Source organism: Corynebacterium sp. HMSC29G08 (genome assembly GCF_001806875.1).
GTDB lineage: Bacteria > Actinomycetota > Actinomycetes > Mycobacteriales > Mycobacteriaceae > Corynebacterium.
Genome location: NZ_KV786233.1, coordinates 35,910 through 54,120 on the forward strand (window position 1 = coordinate 35,910; position 18,211 = coordinate 54,120).

Here is an 18,211-nt window from a genome sequence, read left to right on the forward strand (position 1 = left end):
TGGGTTCTATGAAAAACGGCCACATCACCCTTGTTGGCGGCGGTCCCGGTGCTTGGGACCTGCTGACTATTCGCGGACTGCGCGCCCTGGAAGCCGCAGACGTGATTCTTGCAGACCACCTCGGGCCCGCTTCGGAGCTGTCGCAGTTTTTAGACCTTGATGGCAAAGAGGTTCTGGATGTGGCCAAGCTGCCGTACGGCCGCCAGGTGGCGCAGGAGTGCATCAATGAGCTGCTCGTACAGTACGCGCGGGAGGGCAAGCGGGTGGTGCGGCTCAAAGGTGGTGATCCGTACGTGTTCGGCCGCGGGTTTGAGGAACTTCAGGTGTGTGCGGCGGCCGGTCTGGAGTGCTCGGTGGTGCCGGGGGTGACCTCTGCTGTGTCGGTGCCGGCTGCGGCAGGTGTGCCTGTGACCCAACGCGGGGTGACGCACGCGTTTACGGTGGTCTCCGGCCATTTGGCGCCGGGACACGCGAAGTCCCTGGTGGATTGGGGTGCGCTTGCGAAGGTCGGTGGCACGATTGTGGTGGTGATGGGCGTGCGCAACGTCCACGCGATTGCCTCAGCGTTGGTGGCGGCTGGGCTTGACCCGCAGTGCCCAGCAGCGGTGATCCAGGAGGGCGAGACCGCAGCTCAGCGCGTGTTCTTCGCCACCGCTGAGACACTCGCCAATGTCATGGAGGAACACTCCGTGACCAACCCCGCCGTCTACGTCTTTGGGGAGGTGGCTGGTCTTGCGCACGCTGGATAGGTTGATATGGGAGCTCTCGCTTGACGACGCTGCGCGGCCGCCCTTGCAAGTGCTTATCTGCCACGACCCAACGCTTGATTTGACGCGCGCTGCGGTTGAAGCTGGTAGGTCTGTGACGTTTCTGGATCCGGACTACGCACGCTGCCAGGAGGCGGCCGCGTTGGGTGCGGCGGTGGTGGGTGCTCAGCGTCTGGATGCGTATCTAGCGGGCTCTTCTGGTCCTGTTGTTGCGTTGGGGGAGATGCCAAAGTCCCTCGCGCGCCTGGACTACCTTGCACGCGCGATCGCTGGCGCTGGCTTCTCGGATGTGCGTTTGGTGCTGGGCGGCAACAACAAGCACCTGTCACGAGGCATGAACGCGGTGCTGGAAGAGTCCTTTACGTCCGTTGCTGCCTCCCGTGGCCGCGGGAAGTTTCGCTGCCTAGTTGCCTCCGGCACGCGCGATGTGACCTACGAGCCAGTGGTGGGTGATGGGCTTGTGGCCATCGGTGGTGTGTTCTCCGGGGCGAAACCGGACCGAGGCGGAGAGCTGCTGCGCTCCTGCCTGCCCGCCGAACCAGGACGTTTGCTGGACTTCGGCTGCGGCAACGGCTCGGTTTCCCGCGGTCTTGGCGGGGTGGCCACCGATGCTGATGCGGACGCCGTACTTTCCGCACGTGCCATCGGCCTAGAGGTGACGTGGGACGATGCAGGTTCGCGGTTTGCTGGTGTCTCCTTTGACACCATCGCACTCAACCCACCATTTCACGACGGTACTGCGGTTGACGCGACGTTGGTGCAGCGGTTGCTGGATGCGTCGAAACGCATGCTCGTCCCCGGAGGAGCCCTGTACATGGTGCACAATTCGCACCTGCGCTACCGGCCTGAAGTCCAACGCCGCTTCGCTTCAGTGGAGCAGGTGGCGCGGGATAACAACTTTACGGTGCTTCGGGCAACGCCATAAATGTGGTACCGTTTAGTGGTACGACAGTAAGGAGGGTGTCATGTCTATCAGCGCCTCTGAGGCTCGGCGAACCTTGTACCCGCTCATTGAACGAGTGACCAATGATCGCGATGTCGTGGAGATTGTTTCCCGTCACGGTAATGCGGTGCTTATGGCTGCCGAGGATTACGAAGCGTGGCTTGAAACCGCATACTTGTTTAAAACGCGCGAAAATGCTCGCCGATTGACGCAGGCGTACGAAGACGCGCTGAACGGTGACGTCGCAGAGCATGACGTTGACCTGGATGTTGAACGAGATGCGTAATGAGGTTGGTTTGGACTAACCACGCGTGGGAAGACTATTTGCATTGGCAGGCCAATGACAAAAAGATGGTCAAACGCGTCAATCAGCTGCTGCGCGATACATTGCGTGACCCTTTTGAAGGTATAGGCAAGCCTGAGCCTCTGAAATATGGGGCTGAAGGCGCTTGGTCGCGAAGGATTACTCATCAACACCGACTGGTGTACATGATTGCTGACGGAGATCTTGTGATTTTGCAGGCGCGTTACCACTACTAGTCCAAGAGTTTAGGTAAGGCGTTTGCGGCGGTGTCTTCAACAACCACCGTGGCCAAGTGAGAAAGATCCGTGCGCATGGGGGTGACCTCAATAATCGGGATCTCGCGTGCATGGGCCATCAGTGGCAGGCCCGCGGCAGGGTAGACCACGCCCGAGGTGCCAACAATCAGCAGCGCATCGGCGGTGCGCATGCGACGCTCCGCCTCACGCCACTCGGCCTCCGGCAAGGCTTCGCCGAACCAGACAACACCTGGGCGAATTAGACCACCGCACGTTGGGCACGTCGGCGGGGTGATCGTTGGGACAGGCTCGTGGGGGAGTTCAATTGCGGCGGTATAGGACTCGTTGCAGTCGGCGCAGCGGAAATCAAACAGTGAACCGTGCAGGTGCACCACGTTGTGACTGCCTGCACGCTCGTGCAGGTTGTCAATGTTTTGCGTGGTCACCGTGGATTTTGCGCAATTCGCGATGGCCAAGTGACCAGCGTTCGGCTGCGCCTGCTGGGCTAAGTGTGCACGCCAGAGGTACCAGGCGAACATCGTTTCGGCGTTTCGGTGCCAAGCGTCGATGGATGCCATCGCCTGCGGGTCCACGTTTTCCCACAGACCGGTCTGCGCGTCGCGGTAGGTGGCAATGCCGCTATCCGCACTCATGCCAGCGCCGGTAAACACCTCGATATGTTTGGCGCTGTGTAAGAGATCGCGTGCTCGGGCGAGACTCTGGGCAAGGTTGGCAGAAAGGCTCATGGCCTACAGACTATGTATTAGCTCCAAGGCTTGCTCGCGGTACGTGAAATTCTTTGTGCCCTCCACGGCGTCACGCATCACGTCGAGGTAAAAGTCGTCTGGGTCCGACTGATAGCGGGCCAGCGCGTCGCGCGCGAGGTCTGTAGGCAACAAGCACTCAGTGGGCACTCCGTGGATACCTAGCTTCGCTGCTTTGGCGCGGGCTTCGGCGGCACGCATCGTGGATGTGAACTTGGTGTTGGGTTGAAACTCCACAGCGCGTGCGAAGCCGTCGGCCACCATCGCCTCATTCACAAACGTGCCGTCCTGCTTGTACACACCTGCAAGATCACGGCCGTAGCGGTCCACCCGCTCAACGTCATAGACCAGGTTCACGCTCTCGCCGGGGGTGATCAAAGATTCCAAGTGCTGCGTCGACTCCTCGTAGAGGCACTCGTCTTTTTCCGGGGTGTCAATATTGAGCAGGCGTACCTTCACCTCCTCGCCGGAGTGGGTGACCGCAATGGTGTCACCGTCCACAATCTTGCTCACCACCACCGCATCTCGCTCTTGGAGCATGCTTACGGCAAGTGCGATACCTGCGATACCAAACACGGCAATGAGTAGCGCGACGCTAAGGCGCAGCGTGTTGCGGCGAGCGCCCCGCTTGGTCCTTGGATGGGACTGAGGCTGGACTCCGAACGTCACAGCAGCACCACCAGCACAACAATCACGACTAAGCAGGAGACGATTGCCCACATAATCCGGCGTATCAGGCGCTTGCCAACCGGGTGCGCGGTATTGATCTGGATCTTGCCGGGCTCAGAAGGCATGATGCTCACCGGCATCGGGTCCAGTGGCTCTTTATAAAAGCCCATAGACGCCTTCAACTTGAGTCGCTCCACGCGCTTTTGCTCCTGCTCATCGGGTGGTAGCTGCTCCCAGGAGGAACCAGACTTGCCCATAATGCGCACCGACGCAGCAATCGCGTAAACGCAGTAGGCCACAAGGCCCGCAATCCACAGCGGGGTTGGCATCAAGCGCGGGAAACACATCATCAGCTGTGCTGAGGCAAGCACTAACGCCGTAGCTATCGCCATATGCCCCAAAAAATCGTTGGTCTTGTTCAATAGCGCTGCGACTCGCTGCGCTGCCGTTTCGGAGTAGGCAAGCGCATCGGCCTCCGGGACCTCGCGTCGCGCCGTGGCAATGTCCGTAGGTAAAGCACACGCCGCCAGCATCGCCGAAATAGCCAGGCCAATCCACAGCGCACCGGCCACACTTAGCCACGTCTTGTCTGCCCAAGCATCCACGCCGCCAGGGCCGATATGGATCGGCACCGGCTCCGGAATCGAATCCCAGCGCAGGAGGAGATACGCAAACGCGGCAAGGTAAATACAAACAGAAGTAAGAATGCAGCGGCGCATGTGCATGGCTGTAAATGTTACTGCACGCGTTTCGGGCGACGCTGCTTACGCAAGTATTGCCCAAGATACGGCTGCGCAAACTCCACCAACCCCCACCCCGCGGGCGTGATCAAGTCACGGTCAATCAGCTTCTGACGCGTATCGCTCACCGACGTTGTCGTCGTCCCCATCAACTCCGCCACATGCGCAATCGGCACCTCAGGCGTGCCGTTTTGCTCCTCCAACAGCGCCATCGCCTGTAAAAACTCCAACTGCTTCGGCGGCACATCGCGCAACGCAGGCTGATGCACCTGCAAACCCAGGCGCTCAACCGCGGCGGGCGCGGTGAGGGAGATCACGTTGGCGTCGATAGTAGAAAGTGAAGCTTCTGCCGCACGCTCCCAAGCAAGGAAACCAAGCAACTGCACCAGATAGGGGTAACCCTGACTCAGCTCAGCCGCCTGATCCGCAGCCGCGAACGCAATCCCGCCTTCCTGAGAAGTCTCCTCGAACGCACGCTGGGCATCCTGAAGCGTCAGTGGGCCCAGCTCATAATGACGTGCACGACGCAAAAACGTCGCGCCGGGCAAATCTAGAAGCTTGTTAATGCCGCGCGTAAGCCCCGCCATAGCAACCGCAACCGGAAGGTCATCGCGCACCAAATCCTGATAGGCAATGGCGATCTGGGTGAGGTCTTCGGGGTCAACGTCCTGGACCTCATCGATGGTGATCAGCACGCCGGTGTCCTGCAAGAGGTTAATCAGCTGACGAAGTTGTGTGACCAACCGTTGGGCTGGCTGGCTATCGGTGATATGGGTACTGACCGACCCAATGCCAGCTACGGAAAACCCGGTCACCTGCCGCTTAGGACGATTCTCTAGGCGTGCGATTGCCTCAGGGATTGTGGATTCCACCAGCACCTGCTGAATGTTCTCGCGTGCGGACGCGCGCAACACCACCCACCCGTGCTGGATGGCAATGTCTTCCAGCTCCGTTAAGAGTACTGTTTTACCAATGCCGCGAGAGCCCGAGATGAGCAGTGAGCGATCCGGGTTGCCGGGACCACCCTGTAATGCGCGGGCGAAATCTTGCAGCACGGCGTCACGTCCAGCCCAGACGCGAGGGCTGGCGCCGAATGTGGGGCGAAACGGGTTGTGCATAACCCGCATCCTAACACCGCTGCCGATTGATAAATTGATAAATTCGGGCAGATTGATAAATTGATAAATTCGGGCAGATTGATAAATTGATAAAGATTCCTGCGGTTATACCAACAGTGTGAGCTGTTGACCGTTAATTCGCACCTGGAATCCGCGTGCTAAGGCCAGATCCGCCACGTCGTTGATGCTTGTGGCATCCGCAATACTCGGCGCCATGGCAAGCGAGCGCGCAAGCTCACCCTTGTACTGCTTATTAAAGTGGCTGACCACCTTGCCGGTGTCCGCCTGCTCCACCCGCACAGTCATCGCGGAAGCTAGCGGGCCCAGCTGTTGGTAGGCGCCAGAACGCATATCCACCACGAAATCCTGCTCCGCTAGCTGCTCAGTTACAGCCTTGCCCCACCACGCCTTCATGGTTTTATTGTCCACTTTGGATCCGGCGGAGACGCGGTAGCGGGGCACGAGGTCGTCGCTAAGCAAAAGCCCAAACAATGCGGAGCCGACGGCGAGGTGGCTCAATGCGGAGGTGGGCAGGGTAGAGGCATCAAGTGCGTCATAGAGCACGCCCGTATAGCGCTGGATGGCTGGCATGACAGGTGCGTTGCGCAGTCGGAGGTTCTCCTCAGCCTCTGCACGCTTGGTGGCGGGGATTTTTAGCTGGTCCATCATGGTTTCAACATCGGATGAGGCGAGCTGATCCATGAGCGCTTGGCGTATCGGGTCCAACTCCGGGAAGGACACACGCATGGGGCTTAACTGGCCGCCAGGGGCTTTGGTTTCAGACGGGGGCAACACGATGAGCATGCCAAAAACCCTAGCGCTAGAATTTCTGGTCATGATCACACGCCTGTCCACACTGTTCCTGCGCACGCTGCGCGAAGACCCCGCCGATGCGGAGGTACCCAGCCACAAACTGCTCGTCCGCGCCGGCTACGTACGTCGCGCCGCACCAGGTGTGTACTCCTGGCTGCCGCTCGGCCTTCGCACGCTGCGCAAGATTGAAGGCATTGTGCGCGAAGAGATGGACGCTATGGGCGCCCAGGAACTGCTGTTCCCAGCACTGTTGCCGCGCGATCCGTACGAGGCAACCAACCGCTGGGCCGAATACGGCGATGACCTGTTTCGGCTGAAGGACCGCAAGGGTGCAGATATGCTGCTCGGCCCCACGCACGAGGAGATGTTCACCCTGCAGGTCAAGGACCTGTACTCCTCCTACAAGGACTTCCCGGTCACGCTGTACCAGATCCAGACCAAGTACCGCGATGAAGCGCGTCCACGCGCCGGCATCCTGCGTGGGCGCGAGTTTGTGATGAAGGATAGCTATTCCTTCGACATGAGCGATGCGGGCTTGGATCAGTCCTACGCCAACCACCGTGCCGCCTACCAGCGCATTTTTGACCGCGTAGGTATCCGCTACGAGATTTGCCAGGCTACTTCTGGCGCTATGGGCGGCTCCGCGTCCGAGGAATTCCTCGCATACTCAGAAAACGGCGAAGACACCTTTGTTATCTCCACTGCGGGTGATTACGCAGCCAACGTTGAGGCTGTGGCCACGGTTGTGCCTGAGACTCGCCCAATCGAGGGGCTGCCGGAGCCTGTGGTGCACGACACCCCGAATTCTGAGACCATCGCCGCGCTGGTGGAGTGGGCACGAAGCACCGGTGTGCTTGTAGAAGGCCGCGAGGCCCAAGCATCCGACACACTGAAGTGCATGATGATCAAGGTCAACGACCCGCGAGCTCTGGATGAGGACGGTAAACCGGTAGGCCCGCAGCTGGTTGGCGTATTGATCCCGGGAGATCGCGAGCTGGACGAGAAGCGCCTGGAGGCATCGCTTGAGCCGGCTACCTTTGAACTGGCCAGCGAAGAGGACTTTGCCAAGAGCGAGTTCCTTGTCAAGGGTTACGTTGGCCCGCGTGCGTTGAATGCTAGTAAGGTGCGCGTGCTCGCTGACCCGCGTGTGGTGGAGGGCACCGCCTGGATTGCTGGTGCGGACGCTCCGCAGAAGCACGTCGTTGGTCTCGTAGCTGGTCGAGATTTCAGCGTGGACGGGTTTATTGAGGCTGCGGAGATCAAGGAGGGCGACCCGTCGCCGTCCGGCAACGGCACCGTCAAGCTTGCCCGCGGCATTGAGCTGGGCCACATTTTCCAGCTGGGCCGCAAGTACACCGAGGCCATGGACGTGCAGATTCTGGACGAAAACGGCAAACGCGCCGTGCCCACCATGGGCTCTTACGGCATCGGCGTCTCCCGCATGATGGCGGTAGTGGCCGAGCAGCGTCACGATGACAAAGGCCTGGTTTGGCCGGTCGAGATCGCCCCGTACCAGGTGCACGTTGCGGTGGCGAATAAGGACGCCGCAGCACTTGAAGCAGGCGAGCGCCTAGTTGGTGAGTTTGATGCTGCAGGGCTTGAAGTACTTTACGACGATCGTCCGAAGGTCTCCCCAGGCGTAAAGTTCAAGGATGCCGAACTGCTCGGCATGCCGTTCGTGGTGATCCTGGGTCGCTCTTTTGCAGATGGCATTGTGGAGCTGCGCATCCGCGGCGGCGAGACGCTTGAGGTCCCAGCCAACGAGGTCGTAGAGAAAGTTGTCGAGCTAGTCCGCGGATAAGTGCTCTACTAGCTGCGCTGGGCGTGGGCGGCGAGTTGGATCGCCGCTTTGCGCCACGGCTTTGACTCTGCGTCAGCAGCAGCTAGACGCCACTGTTTTACAAGGTCACTGTGCATCGTTTCGACGAGCTCAGTGGCCTCTTGCGTTGTTGAAGGTGCTGCGTATCCCTCAGCAAACGTGTAACCGGCAGCAGGTACCAACGCTTCGGTGTCGTTGTCAGGTAAGCCGACGACCTGCTCGCCAATCACTTGAGCAAGCGCCTCGGTGCGTTCGTGGGATGCTTCGCGCAGCTCTGCAACCCGCGTGCGCAGCGCACCGTCGGCGTATGCCAAGGCAATGCCGAGGCCGTAGTACATTGCGTTTTCTGCGGCAAGGAGTTCGGTTGCGGCGTTATACGTGGCGTCGTTAGTAATGGAGCCCTCGATGCCCAGCTCAACTGGTGCCAACGCAAGCGCATCGATAGCTTGAGCTACCACCAGGTCCACCGAATCATCAGGCACCTTGTCAGCGGCGGTAACGGTGTGCTCCAAAAGCGCAGCGGCGTCGGCGGCTGCCGGAAGGTCGGTGTCGCCATACCCGACGTTGCAGGACTGCGGGGTCTGTCCAGTTTCGTCGGTGCCGCACAGGCGCAGGGCTTCGTCTTGAAGCTGCTCGCTCTGGAACTTGCGCAGTTCCGCCCACTCGGGGTGCTCCCCGAACACCCAATCAGCGGAGGCTTGCTTGGCCAGCGACATGATCTCGCCGTTGGCACGCGGGCCGACAACATCCATCACTGTGCAACTGGTCAGGAGCAGTACAGCTGGCAAAACAAGCAACTTCTTCACCCGCTGCACGTTACACGCTAGGTTTAAGCCATGGCATTTCCCACAAATAACGAACTTGAACAACTGGTCACCCCTGTTGCGCAGGCGTACGCGATGGACATTGAGAGCATCCGTACCGTCAAGGCGGGTAAGAAATCGCAGGTTGTTATCGCGCTCGACTCGGATACCCACCCGACGTTGGACGAATTGGAGGAAGTGTCCAATGAGCTTTCCACGCTTTTCGACGCTTTGGAGCAACGCGGCGAAGTCAACTTCGGTGCCGGCTACACGTTGGAGCTGACCACACCAGGCGTGGACATGCCGCTGACGCTGCCGCGACACTGGCGTCGCAACCGTGGCCGCTTGGTCAACGCCGCAGGTCAGCACTACCGCGTTGGTACGTTAAGCCAGGACGAAACTGAAGTTGTGGTCATTCCGGCGGGTGCGAAGACACCAGTAGCTGAGGTGCGGCAAGTTTCGGAGCTGGCGGGCGCAGTGGTAGAAATTGAGTTTAAGAAACCGCCAGCTGCTGAAGTTGAGTTGGCGCAGCAGGACTTCGAAGAGGTGACAAGTGAATATTGATATGGACGCCCTCAGAGCGATTGAGAAGAACCAGGGCATTGCGATCCGGGAACTGCTGGAGACTATCGCGTCTGCACTGCTGTGGGCATATCGCGACTATCGCGAGGTGCCGCTGGAAGAGCGCTCAGAGCCGCGCATTGATATCGACGTGGCTACGGGTGACGTTGCTGTTCTGGTTACAGAACGTGATGAAGATGGCGAGGCCATCTCTGAGTACGACGACACTCCGGTGAACTTCTCCCGCATCGGTGCAGTAGCGGTGCGCGACGCGATTAAGAAAAAGCTGCGCTCCGTGGAAGCGGGCCGTGTCTACTCCGAGTATGCGGAGCTGGAGGGCACTGTGGTCTCCGGCATTGTGGAGCGCGACGCGATGAAGGAAGCACGAGGCGTAAGTGCTGTCGCAATCGGTACTGAGGCTGCTCCCCAAGACGGCATCCTGCTGCCGGCAGAGAAGATTCCGGGAGAGCGTCTCGTCCACGGTGACCGCATCAAGGCATATGTGGTGGGCGTGAACAAGGGGGATCGTGACGTTATGGTTAACCTCTCGCGCACCCACCCGGAACTGGTACGCGGCTTGTTTGCGCTTGAGGTGCCGGAAGTTGCGGACGGCAGCGTTGAAATCGTAGGCATTGCCCGCGAGGCTGGTCACCGCTCCAAGGTTGCAGTACGTTCCACGGTAAAAGGCGTCAACGCTAAAGGCGCCTGCATTGGCCCGCGTGGCTCGCGTGTGACCAACATTATGAAGGAACTTGCTGGCGAGAAGATTGACATCATTGATTACTCAGATGACCCGGCGGCATACGTTGGCAATGCGCTTGCGCCGTCCAAGGTCATCAGCGTTGAGGTCACCGACCCAGCCACGCAGACCGCGCGTGTGATTGTTCCGGACTATCAGCTTTCCCTTGCCATTGGTAAGGAAGGTCAGAACGCCCGTTTGGCGGCACGCTTGACCGGCTGGAAGATTGACATCCATTCGGATGCAGATGTGGCTGAAAGCGAAGCGCAAAACTAGGCAGTTACAAATTTGTCGTTTAGTGGCGTATCCTTGAGGACGGCTTAAAAACCGTTTCTGTGCGACGAAAGGTCACGTATGCCCATCCGTATTCGGACCTGCGTTGCAACTCGCAGGCAGCAGCCCGACATGCAGTTGCTGCGAGTCGTTGCGGATCCGGACGATCCGGGTCGCGTGATTGCGGATCCTGCTCGGTGCCTACCGGGTAGGGGTGCGTGGATTACGCCAACGCTGGAAGCGTTAGAGCTGGCGGAGCAGCGCCGTGCGTTTGCTCGGGCGCTTCGCTTGTCCACACTCGTGGACGTGAGTCATGTACGTGAGTACCTTTCAAGCGATTCACACCAAGACCCACACGTAGATAGGAAGACCGAACACTGATGAGTACGCGACCATGAAGCAGCATCAGCGATGAAAGTCACTGACCATATCTAGGGGTATGTAGCTTTTCCTGCGAAATGTTGGAGAGCATGTGCTCCTAGCGAACAACCAAGGAGACACGTGCCCGGAAAGCTACGCGTTCACGAACTGGCTAAACAGATCGGCGTAACAAGTAAGGAACTACTGGCAACCCTCAAAGAGCAGGGTGAATTTGTAAAGACCGCCTCGTCAACCATCGAACCTCCGGTGGTGAAGAAGATGAAGGCCTACTATGAGGCCAAGTCCGAAGGCGGCGAAGAGGCAGCAGCTGGGGATAAGCCTGCTGCGGCGAAAGTAAGTGCCGCTAAGCCTGCCCAGTCGGCCAAACCTGCTGCAGCAAAACCTGCAGCACCGAAGCCCAGTGCGCCGAAGCCTGGAGCAGCAAAGCCTGCTGCAGGTGGCCCGACCCCGGGCGCTATGCCTCGTCCTATGCCCAGGCCGGGCGGGCGTCCGCGTGTAGCGAACAACCCGTTCTCTTCGAACACGGGCGGGCCGCGTCCCGCACCGCGTCCAGGTGGCGGCCGTGGTGGCAACCAGCAGGGTGGTGGCCGCGGTCGTGGTCCGGGCCAGGGCGGCGAGCGCGCGGGTCAGGGTCAGGGCCGTCGTCCGTCTCCGGCGGATATGGCGGCGCACCCGTCACCAACCCAAATGCCATCCAAGTCCGCAAACGTTGGACGCGGTGGCCGTGGTGGCCAGGGTGGTCCGGGTCGCGGTCGTGGTGGCCAAGGTGGTCCAGGCGCCCCGCGTGATGGTTACCGTGGCGGCCGCGGCGGACGTCGCGGCGGCACCGCAGGTGCATTCGGCCGTCCAGGTGGAGCACCGGGACGTGGCCGTAAGTCGAAGCGTCAGAAGCGCACTGAGTACGAGGAGATGCACGCACCAAACGTCATTGGTGGTGTGCGTCTGCCGGACGGCGGTGGCAAGACTGTCCGTCTGCGCCAAGGTGCGACCCTGTCGGACTTCGCTGACAAGATCGGTACTGAAGCATCGAACCTGGTCCAAGCGCTGTTCAACCTCGGTGAGATGGTGACCGCAACGCAGTCTGTCCCGGAAGAGACGCTGCAGCTGCTTGGCGCTGAGATCAACTACGAAGTGCAGATCGTCTCCCCTGAGGACGAGGACCGTGAGCTGCTTGAATCCTTCGACCTGCAGTTTGGTGAGGACGAAGGTGGCGAAGAGGCGCTTGAGCAGCGTCCGCCAGTGGTGTCTGTCATGGGCCACGTTGACCACGGTAAGACTCGTCTGTTGGACTCGATCCGTAAGGCGAACGTGGGCAAGGGTGAAGCCGGTGGCATCACCCAGGGCATCGGTGCGTACCAGACTGAGGTCACGCTCGATGGTGAGACTCGTAAGATCACGTTCCTGGATACCCCGGGCCACGAGGCGTTTACCGCCATGCGTGCCCGTGGCGCGAAGTCTACAGACTTGGCCATCCTGGTTGTGGCTGCTGATGACGGCGTGATGCCGCAGACCGTTGAGGCGATTAACCACGCCAAGGCTGCGGACCTGCCGATCGTTGTCGCCGTGAACAAGGTGGATAAAGAGGAAGCTCAGCCGGACAAGATTCGTGGCCAGCTCACCGAGTACGGCCTGGTGCCGGAAGAGTACGGTGGCGACACCATGTTCATCAACATCTCTGCAAAGCAGGGCACCGGTATTGATGAGCTGCTCGAAGCTGTGCTCTTGACCGCAGATGCAGCGCTTGAGCTGACTGCTAACCCGGACATGGATGCCCAGGGTGTGGCTATTGAGTCCCACCTGGACCGCGGCCGTGGCCCGGTCTCCACTGTGATTGTGCAGCGCGGTACCTTGCGCGTCGGAGAATCCATTGTGGTCGGTGGTAACTTCGGCCGCGTGCGGCGCATGGTTGATGAGTGGGGCAATGACGTCGAAGAGGCTGGTCCGTCCCGTCCGGTGCAGGTCCAGGGCCTCAACGGTGTCCCTGGCCCAGGCGACAACCTGCTTGTGGTTGAGGATGACCGCGTAGCGCGTCAGATTGCTGCGCAGCGTGATGCTCGCCAGCGTGCCGCTATGCAGGCTCGCTCCAAGAAGCGCGTGTCCCTGGAGAACCTGGACCAGGCGCTCAAGGAGACCAACCAGCTCAACCTCATCCTCAAGGGCGACAACGCCGGCTCGGTCGAAGCCCTGGAGGAAGCGCTGCTCAAGATCGAGATCGACGACGAGGTCGAGGTCAACATCATCGACCGTGGTGTTGGTGCCGTCACCCAGACCAACGTGGTGCTGGCGGCGGCGTCGGACGCCATTATCGTGGCGTTTAACGTTCGCGCTGACGGCAAGGCAACTGAGGAAGCCAACGCCGACGGTGTGGAGATCCGCTACTACTCGGTGATCTACCAGGCCATCGATGACGTGGAGAATGCGCTGAAGGGCATGCTCAAGCCGGTCTACGAGGAGCGCGAGCTGGGTGCTGCGGAGATCCGCCAGATCTTCAAGGCTTCCGCTGTCGGCCTCATCGCGGGTTGCATGGTTACCGAGGGCAAGGTCAAGCGCGGTGCGAAACTGCGCCTGGTCCGCGACGGCAACGTTATTACTCCGGATGCAACCATTGAGTCGCTGCGCCGCGAAAAGGACGACGCTACTGAGGTTGCCAAGGGCTACGAGTGCGGCATGGTGCTGTCTTACCCGGACATCCAGGTGGGCGACATCATCCAGACCTACGAAATGGTGGAAGTGCCGCGCGACTAGCGCACAACCGGGGCACAGTTAGGGCTCAACGAAAGGGAACACAATGGGTGAGAATCCGCGCGCTGCGCGCTTGGCTAAGCAGATCCAGCAGATCGTGGCTACCGCGATTGACCGGGAGATTAAAGACCCGCGAATGGAGCTGATTACGGTCACCGACACCCGCGTGACAGGTGACCTGCATGACGCAACCGTGTACTACACGGTGCGTGGCCACGACATTGATGATGAGCCGGATCTGGACCAGGCTGCTGAGGCCCTGCACCGCGCACGCGGTCAGATCCGCAAGATCGTCGGTGATGCGCTCAACGTGCGTTTCACCCCCACCCTGACGTTTGAGTACGACAGTATCCCGGGGGCGTCGGCAAGCATGGAAGAGCTCCTGAACCGCGCACGAGAGCGCGATGCGGAACTTGCACGCTTGAGGCAAGGCGCGAAGCCGGCGGGCGACGTGAATCCGTACAAGGAGTAACGCCTGGTGGAGTCACTGTTTCCAGAAGAAGCGCAGGCGTTTGCGGCGGTGGCCGCGCGCCTGCGTGACGCGCATAAGGTTGCCGTTGTAGCGCACGTCAAGCCGGACGCTGACGCTGTCGGGTCTGCCTGCGGTTTGGCTGCTGGCCTGCGCCAGCTTGGAATTGAAACCAGCGTGCACATCGGCCAGACCTACCCGCATGCGGGAAACCTGGATACAGTGCCCGGTGTTGATGACGTGGCCTACGGAGCATGGCTGCCGGATGACGCTTTGGTAGTCACTGTTGACTGTGCCTCGCTTGACCGCACCGGTTTGCTGCAGCATGCGATTGCGGAAAACCCGGATCGCGTGGTGGTGATTGATCACCACGAGACGAACCCTGGCTTTGGCGGGATGAACTTGATTGTGGATGCTGAGTCCACAACTACCATCATTAGTGAGCTTTTCCGTCACATGGGAGTGACCATTGACTATGACATTGCGTACTGCCTGTACGCGGGCCTAGTTACGGATACCGGTAACTTCCGGTGGGGAAGCCCACGCATGCATGAGCTGGCTGCCCAGCTGCAGCGCCACGGTCTGGATACCCGCCAAATTGCCATGGACCTGATGGATTCCATCAGCGCAGAAGACTTGAAAATTATGGGTGCAGTCTTGGCTGACTTGCACACCTACCGTGAGAAAGGCCTGACGGTTTCCGTAATCGCGGTACCGGCAGAGGCGCTGGCGCGCATGAGCCAGTCAGCGGTTGAGGCGATCATTGATTACGCCCGAGCGCTGCAGGGTTCAGATGTCGGAGTGGTGTTTAAACAACAGGCTCCCCGGTACTGGGCGGTGTCGCTGCGATCCACCAAGATCGACGTATCCCAGGTAGCAGCAGCACTTGGTGGCGGTGGTCATATCCCGGCAGCTGGCTACTCGGCCACAGGCAGCCTGGATCAGATTACACGCGACCTGCTACAGGCCCTTCCGGAGTAGACACGAAGAGTTTATGAGCACGCGTCGCATCCTTGCGTTAGCGCTTCCAGCACTTGGTGTGCTTGCAGCGAATCCGCTCTACCTGCTTTTAGACACGGCGGTAGTTGGCCGCCTTGGCACGACTGAATTGGCAGCACTTGCTGCGGGCGTAGCCATCCAGTCAACGGTGACAACCCAGCTGACCTTTCTGTCCTACGGCACGACGGCGCGCAGCTCGCGCATGTTTGGGGCGGGCCACCGTGACAAGGCTGTCTCAGAAGGCGTCCAAGCAAGCTGGGTTGCGCTTTTAGTCGGACTAGCGTTGGCCACCATCGTGTGGGTGTTCGCCCAGCCACTGGCAATGGCGCTTTCCGGCAACTATGAAACCAGCCTGGAGTCCGCCCGCTGGATGCGAGTGGCGGCCTTTGCCATCCCGCTAACCCTGCTCATCATGGCGGGCAACGGCTGGATGCGTGGAGTGCAGAACACACGCCTTCCGTTCTGGCTGACATTATGCGGGATTATACCCGGCGCGATCCTGCTACCGATACTGGTGCACCGTTATGGGCTGGTGGGCTCTGCAATTGCCAACGTGATCGGGATTGGCATTACCGCTAGTTTGTTCGTTGTGGTGCTGGTGCGCGAACACCTGCGGTACTCGGGAGATTTCGCGCCACAGTTTGATGTGATTGGCCAGCAGCTGGTGCTGGGACGCGACTTGATTTTGCGCTCCATGTCGTTTCAGATCTCTCTGCTTGCCGCTGCGGCAGTTGCAGGGCGCTTTGGCGTGGCAGCGCTGGCCGCCCACCAGATCCTGCTGCAACTGTGGAACTTCCTTTCGCTGGTGCTGGACTCACTTGCCATTGCAGCGCAGACGCTTACCGGTTCTGCATTGGGCAGCGGAGATGTGGAACGCGCAAAGGAGGTGGGGAAGCAAACCACGCGCTTTTCCACCGGGTTTGGTGTGCTGCTTGCAGTGGTGTTTGGCGTGTTTGCAGGCCAGATCTGGTCACTGTTTACCCAGGACCCGAGCGTGCATAGTCAGCTTCGCGGACCGTGGATCTGTCTTGTATCAATGATCATTGTTGGCGGCGTTGTCTTTGCCCTTGATGGGGTGCTGCTTGGCGCATCGGACGCCGCATTCTTACGCAACCTGACTATCGCTTCAGTACTTGGCGTGTTTTTCCCCATTACGTTGATGTCCGTCGCGTTCGGCTGGGGACTGACTGGCATTTGGGTTGGCCAGCTTGCCTCTGTCGTCTGCCGGTTGATCGGCGTGGTTGTGCGCTTCCGCTCTATGAAGTGGGCACGCTAACCTAGACGCCATGACCACACTTTGGGCAGTGAGCGATTTGCACGCGGCGGTGAAGGCAAACACGCCACAAATCGACGCAATTTGCCCCAAGGACCCGTCAGATTGGCTGATTGTTGCCGGCGATGTGGCGGAGCGCCACGACCTCATCGTGCGCACCATGGCAAAACTCGCACAGCGTTTTGACACCGTCATTTGGGTTCCCGGCAACCACGAGTTGTTTTCGCGCTCCGCTGACCGCCACCGTGGACGCGACAAGTACACAGCTCTTGTGCAGTCCATGCGTGAGATGGGTGTGATAACGCCAGAAGACCCGTATCCCGTGTTTGGCGGGGTGACTATCTGTCCACTGTTTACGCTGTATGACTATTCTTTCCGCGGCCCCGGCATGAGCGTGGAGGATGCGGTTGAAGCCGCGCGTAAGCGCAACATCATGATGACGGATGAGTTTGCTATCGCCCCGTTTGTAGATGTGCGTGCGTGGTGCTGGGATCGTCTCGCGTACACCACGAAGCGCTTGTCACGTATCAGCGGCCCTACGATCCTGATCAATCACTGGCCGTTGGTTCAGGAGCCGACGTTGAAGATGCGCTGGTCTGAGATCGCGCTGTGGTGCGGTACTCGCCACACCCGCAGCTGGCCGCAGCGCTACAACGCCCAGGCGGTGATTTACGGGCACCTGCACATGCCCGGTGTGATGCAGGTAGATGGGATCAAACACATTGAGGTTTCGCTGGGGTACCCGCGCGAGTGGGAGCCTCGGGCCGAGCATCCGCCGGTGCCATTTCCATATCCAGTGATGGAGGTAGGCCAGTGATGCAGGACTTGACCCTTTTCCCGCCTGCAGCGCGGGTGGTGTACCTGCGCAATGATGATGCGAAGGACCTGACCAACTACCGGGACCTCTTGCCCGATGAGCGCGCTGCCGTGTCAGAAGCGGTGGATATGCGCAAAGGCGAGTTCGGGGATGCGCGTTGGTGCGCCCACCAGGCCCTCAAAGAGCTTGGTGTGTCCACCCAGCAAGCTATTTTGCGAGGGGAGCGGGGCATGCCTTTGTGGCCCGCTGGCTTTACAGGTTCGTTGACCCACACGGATGGGTTGCGTGCTGCTGTGGCCGCGCCAATTCGTGATGTGAAGTCCATGGGTTTGGATGCGGAGCCTGCGCAGCCGTTACCAGACGGCGTGATGTCACAGATCGCTCTGCCTTCGGAGGTTGAGACTGTTGAGCGTTTCCGCGCTCAGGGCAACACGTGGGCGGATCGCTTGTTGTTCTGCGCGAAGGAAGCAACGTACAAATGCTGGTTCCCACTGACTCGCCGTTGGCTGGGGTTTGAGGAGGCAGAGATCGAGCTGCGTATCGACGGCTCGTTTACCGCCCACCTGCTCGCCCGCCCAACACCCGCCGCATTCTTTGAGGGGCGTTGGGTTGTCCGCGGCGGTTACGTGATCGCCTCGGCGTATCTGCAGTAGAAGCTGTATAGACCACACTGGACACCCCAACTGCACCAAGAAGTTCGAGTGCATGACCAATATCGGGCGCCTCGAAAAACTCGGAGACTCATTTGTCGTCATGATGGGGATGGGGTTAAGTAGCAAAAAGTGTGTCCGGTCGGCGTGTCGTCGGCCGCTCCTTTTTGTTAACGTCCGGCCCAGCCATTCCTTTGCAACACCGACTGCGGCAAGCCGCCGCTGTCACAGTTCAGACGGCCGCGCACGCTCTGAGCAGATCGATGCTAGAACAACAGCAGCCTGGAAAGGCTGTATCTGGGGTGTCATGATTCTGGTGGACGGTGAAACC

General features: G+C 59.9%; 21 protein-coding genes. 15 read left to right on the top strand and 6 right to left on the bottom strand.

Going from position 1 to position 18,211, the window contains the following annotated elements:
• The first annotated feature begins 8 nt into the window (after positions 1-8).
• Genes cobA through HMPREF3101_RS04260 form a run of 4 tightly spaced genes read left to right on the top strand, consistent with a single transcriptional unit; the run spans position 9 to position 2,250 of the window.
• Positions 9-749 (top strand): uroporphyrinogen-III C-methyltransferase, encoded by a 741-nt coding sequence (gene cobA / locus HMPREF3101_RS04245; protein WP_070462970.1) that lies wholly within the window; start codon positions 9-11, stop codon positions 747-749.
• Positions 733-1,692: a class I SAM-dependent methyltransferase gene (locus HMPREF3101_RS04250; protein WP_070462973.1), complete on the top strand. Its 960-nt coding sequence runs from the start codon at positions 733-735 to the stop codon at positions 1,690-1,692. The genes cobA and HMPREF3101_RS04250 overlap by 17 nt, the downstream gene beginning before the upstream one ends.
• Before the next feature lie 40 nt (positions 1,693-1,732).
• The gene (locus HMPREF3101_RS04255) at positions 1,733-1,996 is read left to right on the top strand and encodes a type II toxin-antitoxin system Phd/YefM family antitoxin (protein WP_070462976.1); all 264 of its coding nucleotides are present in this window, start codon (positions 1,733-1,735) and stop codon (positions 1,994-1,996) included.
• Positions 1,996-2,250, top strand: a complete 255-nt coding sequence (locus tag HMPREF3101_RS04260; RefSeq protein ID WP_070462978.1) for a Txe/YoeB family addiction module toxin — start codon at positions 1,996-1,998, stop codon at positions 2,248-2,250. Before HMPREF3101_RS04255 ends, HMPREF3101_RS04260 begins: the two co-directional genes overlap by 1 nt.
• Here HMPREF3101_RS04260 and HMPREF3101_RS04265 read toward each other — a convergent pair.
• The 5 genes from HMPREF3101_RS04265 to HMPREF3101_RS04285 form a co-directional block, all read right to left on the bottom strand.
• The gene (locus HMPREF3101_RS04265; RefSeq protein ID WP_070462981.1) at positions 2,247-2,996 is read right to left on the bottom strand and encodes an NAD-dependent deacylase; all 750 of its coding nucleotides are present in this window, start codon (positions 2,994-2,996) and stop codon (positions 2,247-2,249) included. The genes HMPREF3101_RS04260 and HMPREF3101_RS04265 overlap by 4 nt on opposite strands.
• Before the next feature lie 3 nt (positions 2,997-2,999).
• The gene (locus HMPREF3101_RS04270) at positions 3,000-3,683 is read right to left on the bottom strand and encodes a thermonuclease family protein (protein ID WP_070462983.1); all 684 of its coding nucleotides are present in this window, start codon (positions 3,681-3,683) and stop codon (positions 3,000-3,002) included.
• On the bottom strand, positions 3,680-4,408 hold the full coding sequence (locus HMPREF3101_RS04275; protein ID WP_070462986.1) for a DUF1648 domain-containing protein: 729 nt from the start codon (positions 4,406-4,408) through the stop codon (positions 3,680-3,682). The genes HMPREF3101_RS04270 and HMPREF3101_RS04275 overlap by 4 nt, the downstream gene beginning before the upstream one ends.
• Positions 4,409-4,419: 11 nt before the next feature.
• Positions 4,420-5,541 (bottom strand): ATP-binding protein, encoded by a 1,122-nt coding sequence (locus HMPREF3101_RS04280; RefSeq protein ID WP_070462989.1) that lies wholly within the window; start codon positions 5,539-5,541, stop codon positions 4,420-4,422.
• A 105-nt stretch (positions 5,542-5,646) separates the two neighbouring features.
• Positions 5,647-6,345 carry a YaaA family protein gene (locus HMPREF3101_RS04285; RefSeq protein WP_070462992.1) on the bottom strand — a complete coding sequence of 233 codons (699 nt, stop codon included), beginning with the start codon at positions 6,343-6,345 and terminating at the stop codon, positions 5,647-5,649.
• A gap of 31 nt (positions 6,346-6,376) precedes the next feature.
• On the opposite strand from HMPREF3101_RS04285, the gene HMPREF3101_RS04290 reads away from it, so the two are divergent.
• Positions 6,377-8,155: a proline--tRNA ligase gene (locus HMPREF3101_RS04290; protein WP_070462996.1), complete on the top strand. Its 1,779-nt coding sequence runs from the start codon at positions 6,377-6,379 to the stop codon at positions 8,153-8,155.
• Positions 8,156-8,163: 8 nt separating this feature from the next.
• On the opposite strand, the gene HMPREF3101_RS04295 is transcribed toward HMPREF3101_RS04290, so the two are convergent.
• Positions 8,164-8,979 (bottom strand): ferritin family protein, encoded by an 816-nt coding sequence (locus tag HMPREF3101_RS04295; RefSeq protein WP_246816643.1) that lies wholly within the window; start codon positions 8,977-8,979, stop codon positions 8,164-8,166.
• A 30-nt stretch (positions 8,980-9,009) separates the two neighbouring features.
• On the opposite strand from HMPREF3101_RS04295, the gene rimP reads away from it, so the two are divergent.
• The 10 genes from rimP to HMPREF3101_RS12275 all read left to right on the top strand — a co-directional run.
• The gene (rimP, locus tag HMPREF3101_RS04300; protein WP_070462999.1) at positions 9,010-9,540 is read left to right on the top strand and encodes a ribosome maturation factor RimP; all 531 of its coding nucleotides are present in this window, start codon (positions 9,010-9,012) and stop codon (positions 9,538-9,540) included.
• Positions 9,530-10,552, top strand: coding sequence for a transcription termination factor NusA (gene nusA / locus HMPREF3101_RS04305; RefSeq protein WP_070463002.1), 1,023 nt, complete (start codon positions 9,530-9,532; stop codon positions 10,550-10,552). Before rimP ends, nusA begins: the two co-directional genes overlap by 11 nt.
• A 78-nt stretch (positions 10,553-10,630) precedes the next feature.
• Complete coding sequence (locus tag HMPREF3101_RS11695; protein WP_083280079.1) at positions 10,631-10,930, top strand: YlxR family protein; 300 nt, start codon at positions 10,631-10,633, stop codon at positions 10,928-10,930.
• Between the two features lie 120 nt (positions 10,931-11,050).
• On the top strand, positions 11,051-13,675 hold the full coding sequence (gene infB, locus HMPREF3101_RS04310) for a translation initiation factor IF-2 (RefSeq protein WP_070463005.1): 2,625 nt from the start codon (positions 11,051-11,053) through the stop codon (positions 13,673-13,675).
• A 43-nt stretch (positions 13,676-13,718) separates the two neighbouring features.
• Positions 13,719-14,144, top strand: a complete 426-nt coding sequence (gene rbfA / locus HMPREF3101_RS04315) for a 30S ribosome-binding factor RbfA (protein ID WP_070463006.1) — start codon at positions 13,719-13,721, stop codon at positions 14,142-14,144.
• A 6-nt stretch (positions 14,145-14,150) separates the two neighbouring features.
• Positions 14,151-15,122 (top strand): DHH family phosphoesterase, encoded by a 972-nt coding sequence (locus tag HMPREF3101_RS04320; RefSeq protein WP_141737356.1) that lies wholly within the window; start codon positions 14,151-14,153, stop codon positions 15,120-15,122.
• 13 nt (positions 15,123-15,135) lie between these two features.
• The gene (locus HMPREF3101_RS04325) at positions 15,136-16,416 is read left to right on the top strand and encodes an MATE family efflux transporter (protein WP_070463009.1); all 1,281 of its coding nucleotides are present in this window, start codon (positions 15,136-15,138) and stop codon (positions 16,414-16,416) included.
• Between the two features lie 10 nt (positions 16,417-16,426).
• Positions 16,427-17,230: a metallophosphoesterase family protein gene (locus HMPREF3101_RS04330; RefSeq protein WP_070463011.1), complete on the top strand. Its 804-nt coding sequence runs from the start codon at positions 16,427-16,429 to the stop codon at positions 17,228-17,230.
• The gene (locus HMPREF3101_RS04335; RefSeq protein WP_070463014.1) at positions 17,230-17,883 is read left to right on the top strand and encodes a 4'-phosphopantetheinyl transferase family protein; all 654 of its coding nucleotides are present in this window, start codon (positions 17,230-17,232) and stop codon (positions 17,881-17,883) included. Before HMPREF3101_RS04330 ends, HMPREF3101_RS04335 begins: the two co-directional genes overlap by 1 nt.
• Before the next feature lie 52 nt (positions 17,884-17,935).
• The coding region (locus tag HMPREF3101_RS12275) for a hypothetical protein (RefSeq protein ID WP_210386168.1) at positions 17,936-18,211 on the top strand (276 nt) is incomplete at its 3' end.

What these genes read in the sequence shown, in the direction of transcription:
- HMPREF3101_RS04285 (WP_070462992.1), bottom strand. Translation starts at nt 6,345, where the DNA reads ATGCTCATCGTGTTGCCCCCGTCTGAAACCAAAGCCCCTGGCGGCCAG.
- HMPREF3101_RS11695 (WP_083280079.1), top strand. Translation starts at nt 10,631, where the DNA reads ATGCCCATCCGTATTCGGACCTGCGTTGCAACTCGCAGGCAGCAGCCC.
- HMPREF3101_RS04290 (WP_070462996.1), top strand. Translation starts at nt 6,377, where the DNA reads ATGATCACACGCCTGTCCACACTGTTCCTGCGCACGCTGCGCGAAGAC.
- HMPREF3101_RS04280 (WP_070462989.1), bottom strand. Translation starts at nt 5,541, where the DNA reads ATGCACAACCCGTTTCGCCCCACATTCGGCGCCAGCCCTCGCGTCTGG.
- HMPREF3101_RS04335 (WP_070463014.1), top strand. Translation starts at nt 17,230, where the DNA reads ATGCAGGACTTGACCCTTTTCCCGCCTGCAGCGCGGGTGGTGTACCTG.
- rbfA (WP_070463006.1), top strand. Translation starts at nt 13,719, where the DNA reads ATGGGTGAGAATCCGCGCGCTGCGCGCTTGGCTAAGCAGATCCAGCAG.
- cobA (WP_070462970.1), top strand. Translation starts at nt 9, where the DNA reads ATGAAAAACGGCCACATCACCCTTGTTGGCGGCGGTCCCGGTGCTTGG.
- HMPREF3101_RS04260 (WP_070462978.1), top strand. Translation starts at nt 1,996, where the DNA reads ATGAGGTTGGTTTGGACTAACCACGCGTGGGAAGACTATTTGCATTGG.
- rimP (WP_070462999.1), top strand. Translation starts at nt 9,010, where the DNA reads ATGGCATTTCCCACAAATAACGAACTTGAACAACTGGTCACCCCTGTT.
- HMPREF3101_RS04330 (WP_070463011.1), top strand. Translation starts at nt 16,427, where the DNA reads ATGACCACACTTTGGGCAGTGAGCGATTTGCACGCGGCGGTGAAGGCA.
- HMPREF3101_RS04275 (WP_070462986.1), bottom strand. Translation starts at nt 4,408, where the DNA reads ATGCACATGCGCCGCTGCATTCTTACTTCTGTTTGTATTTACCTTGCC.
- HMPREF3101_RS04265 (WP_070462981.1), bottom strand. Translation starts at nt 2,996, where the DNA reads ATGAGCCTTTCTGCCAACCTTGCCCAGAGTCTCGCCCGAGCACGCGAT.
- HMPREF3101_RS04325 (WP_070463009.1), top strand. Translation starts at nt 15,136, where the DNA reads ATGAGCACGCGTCGCATCCTTGCGTTAGCGCTTCCAGCACTTGGTGTG.
- HMPREF3101_RS04255 (WP_070462976.1), top strand. Translation starts at nt 1,733, where the DNA reads ATGTCTATCAGCGCCTCTGAGGCTCGGCGAACCTTGTACCCGCTCATT.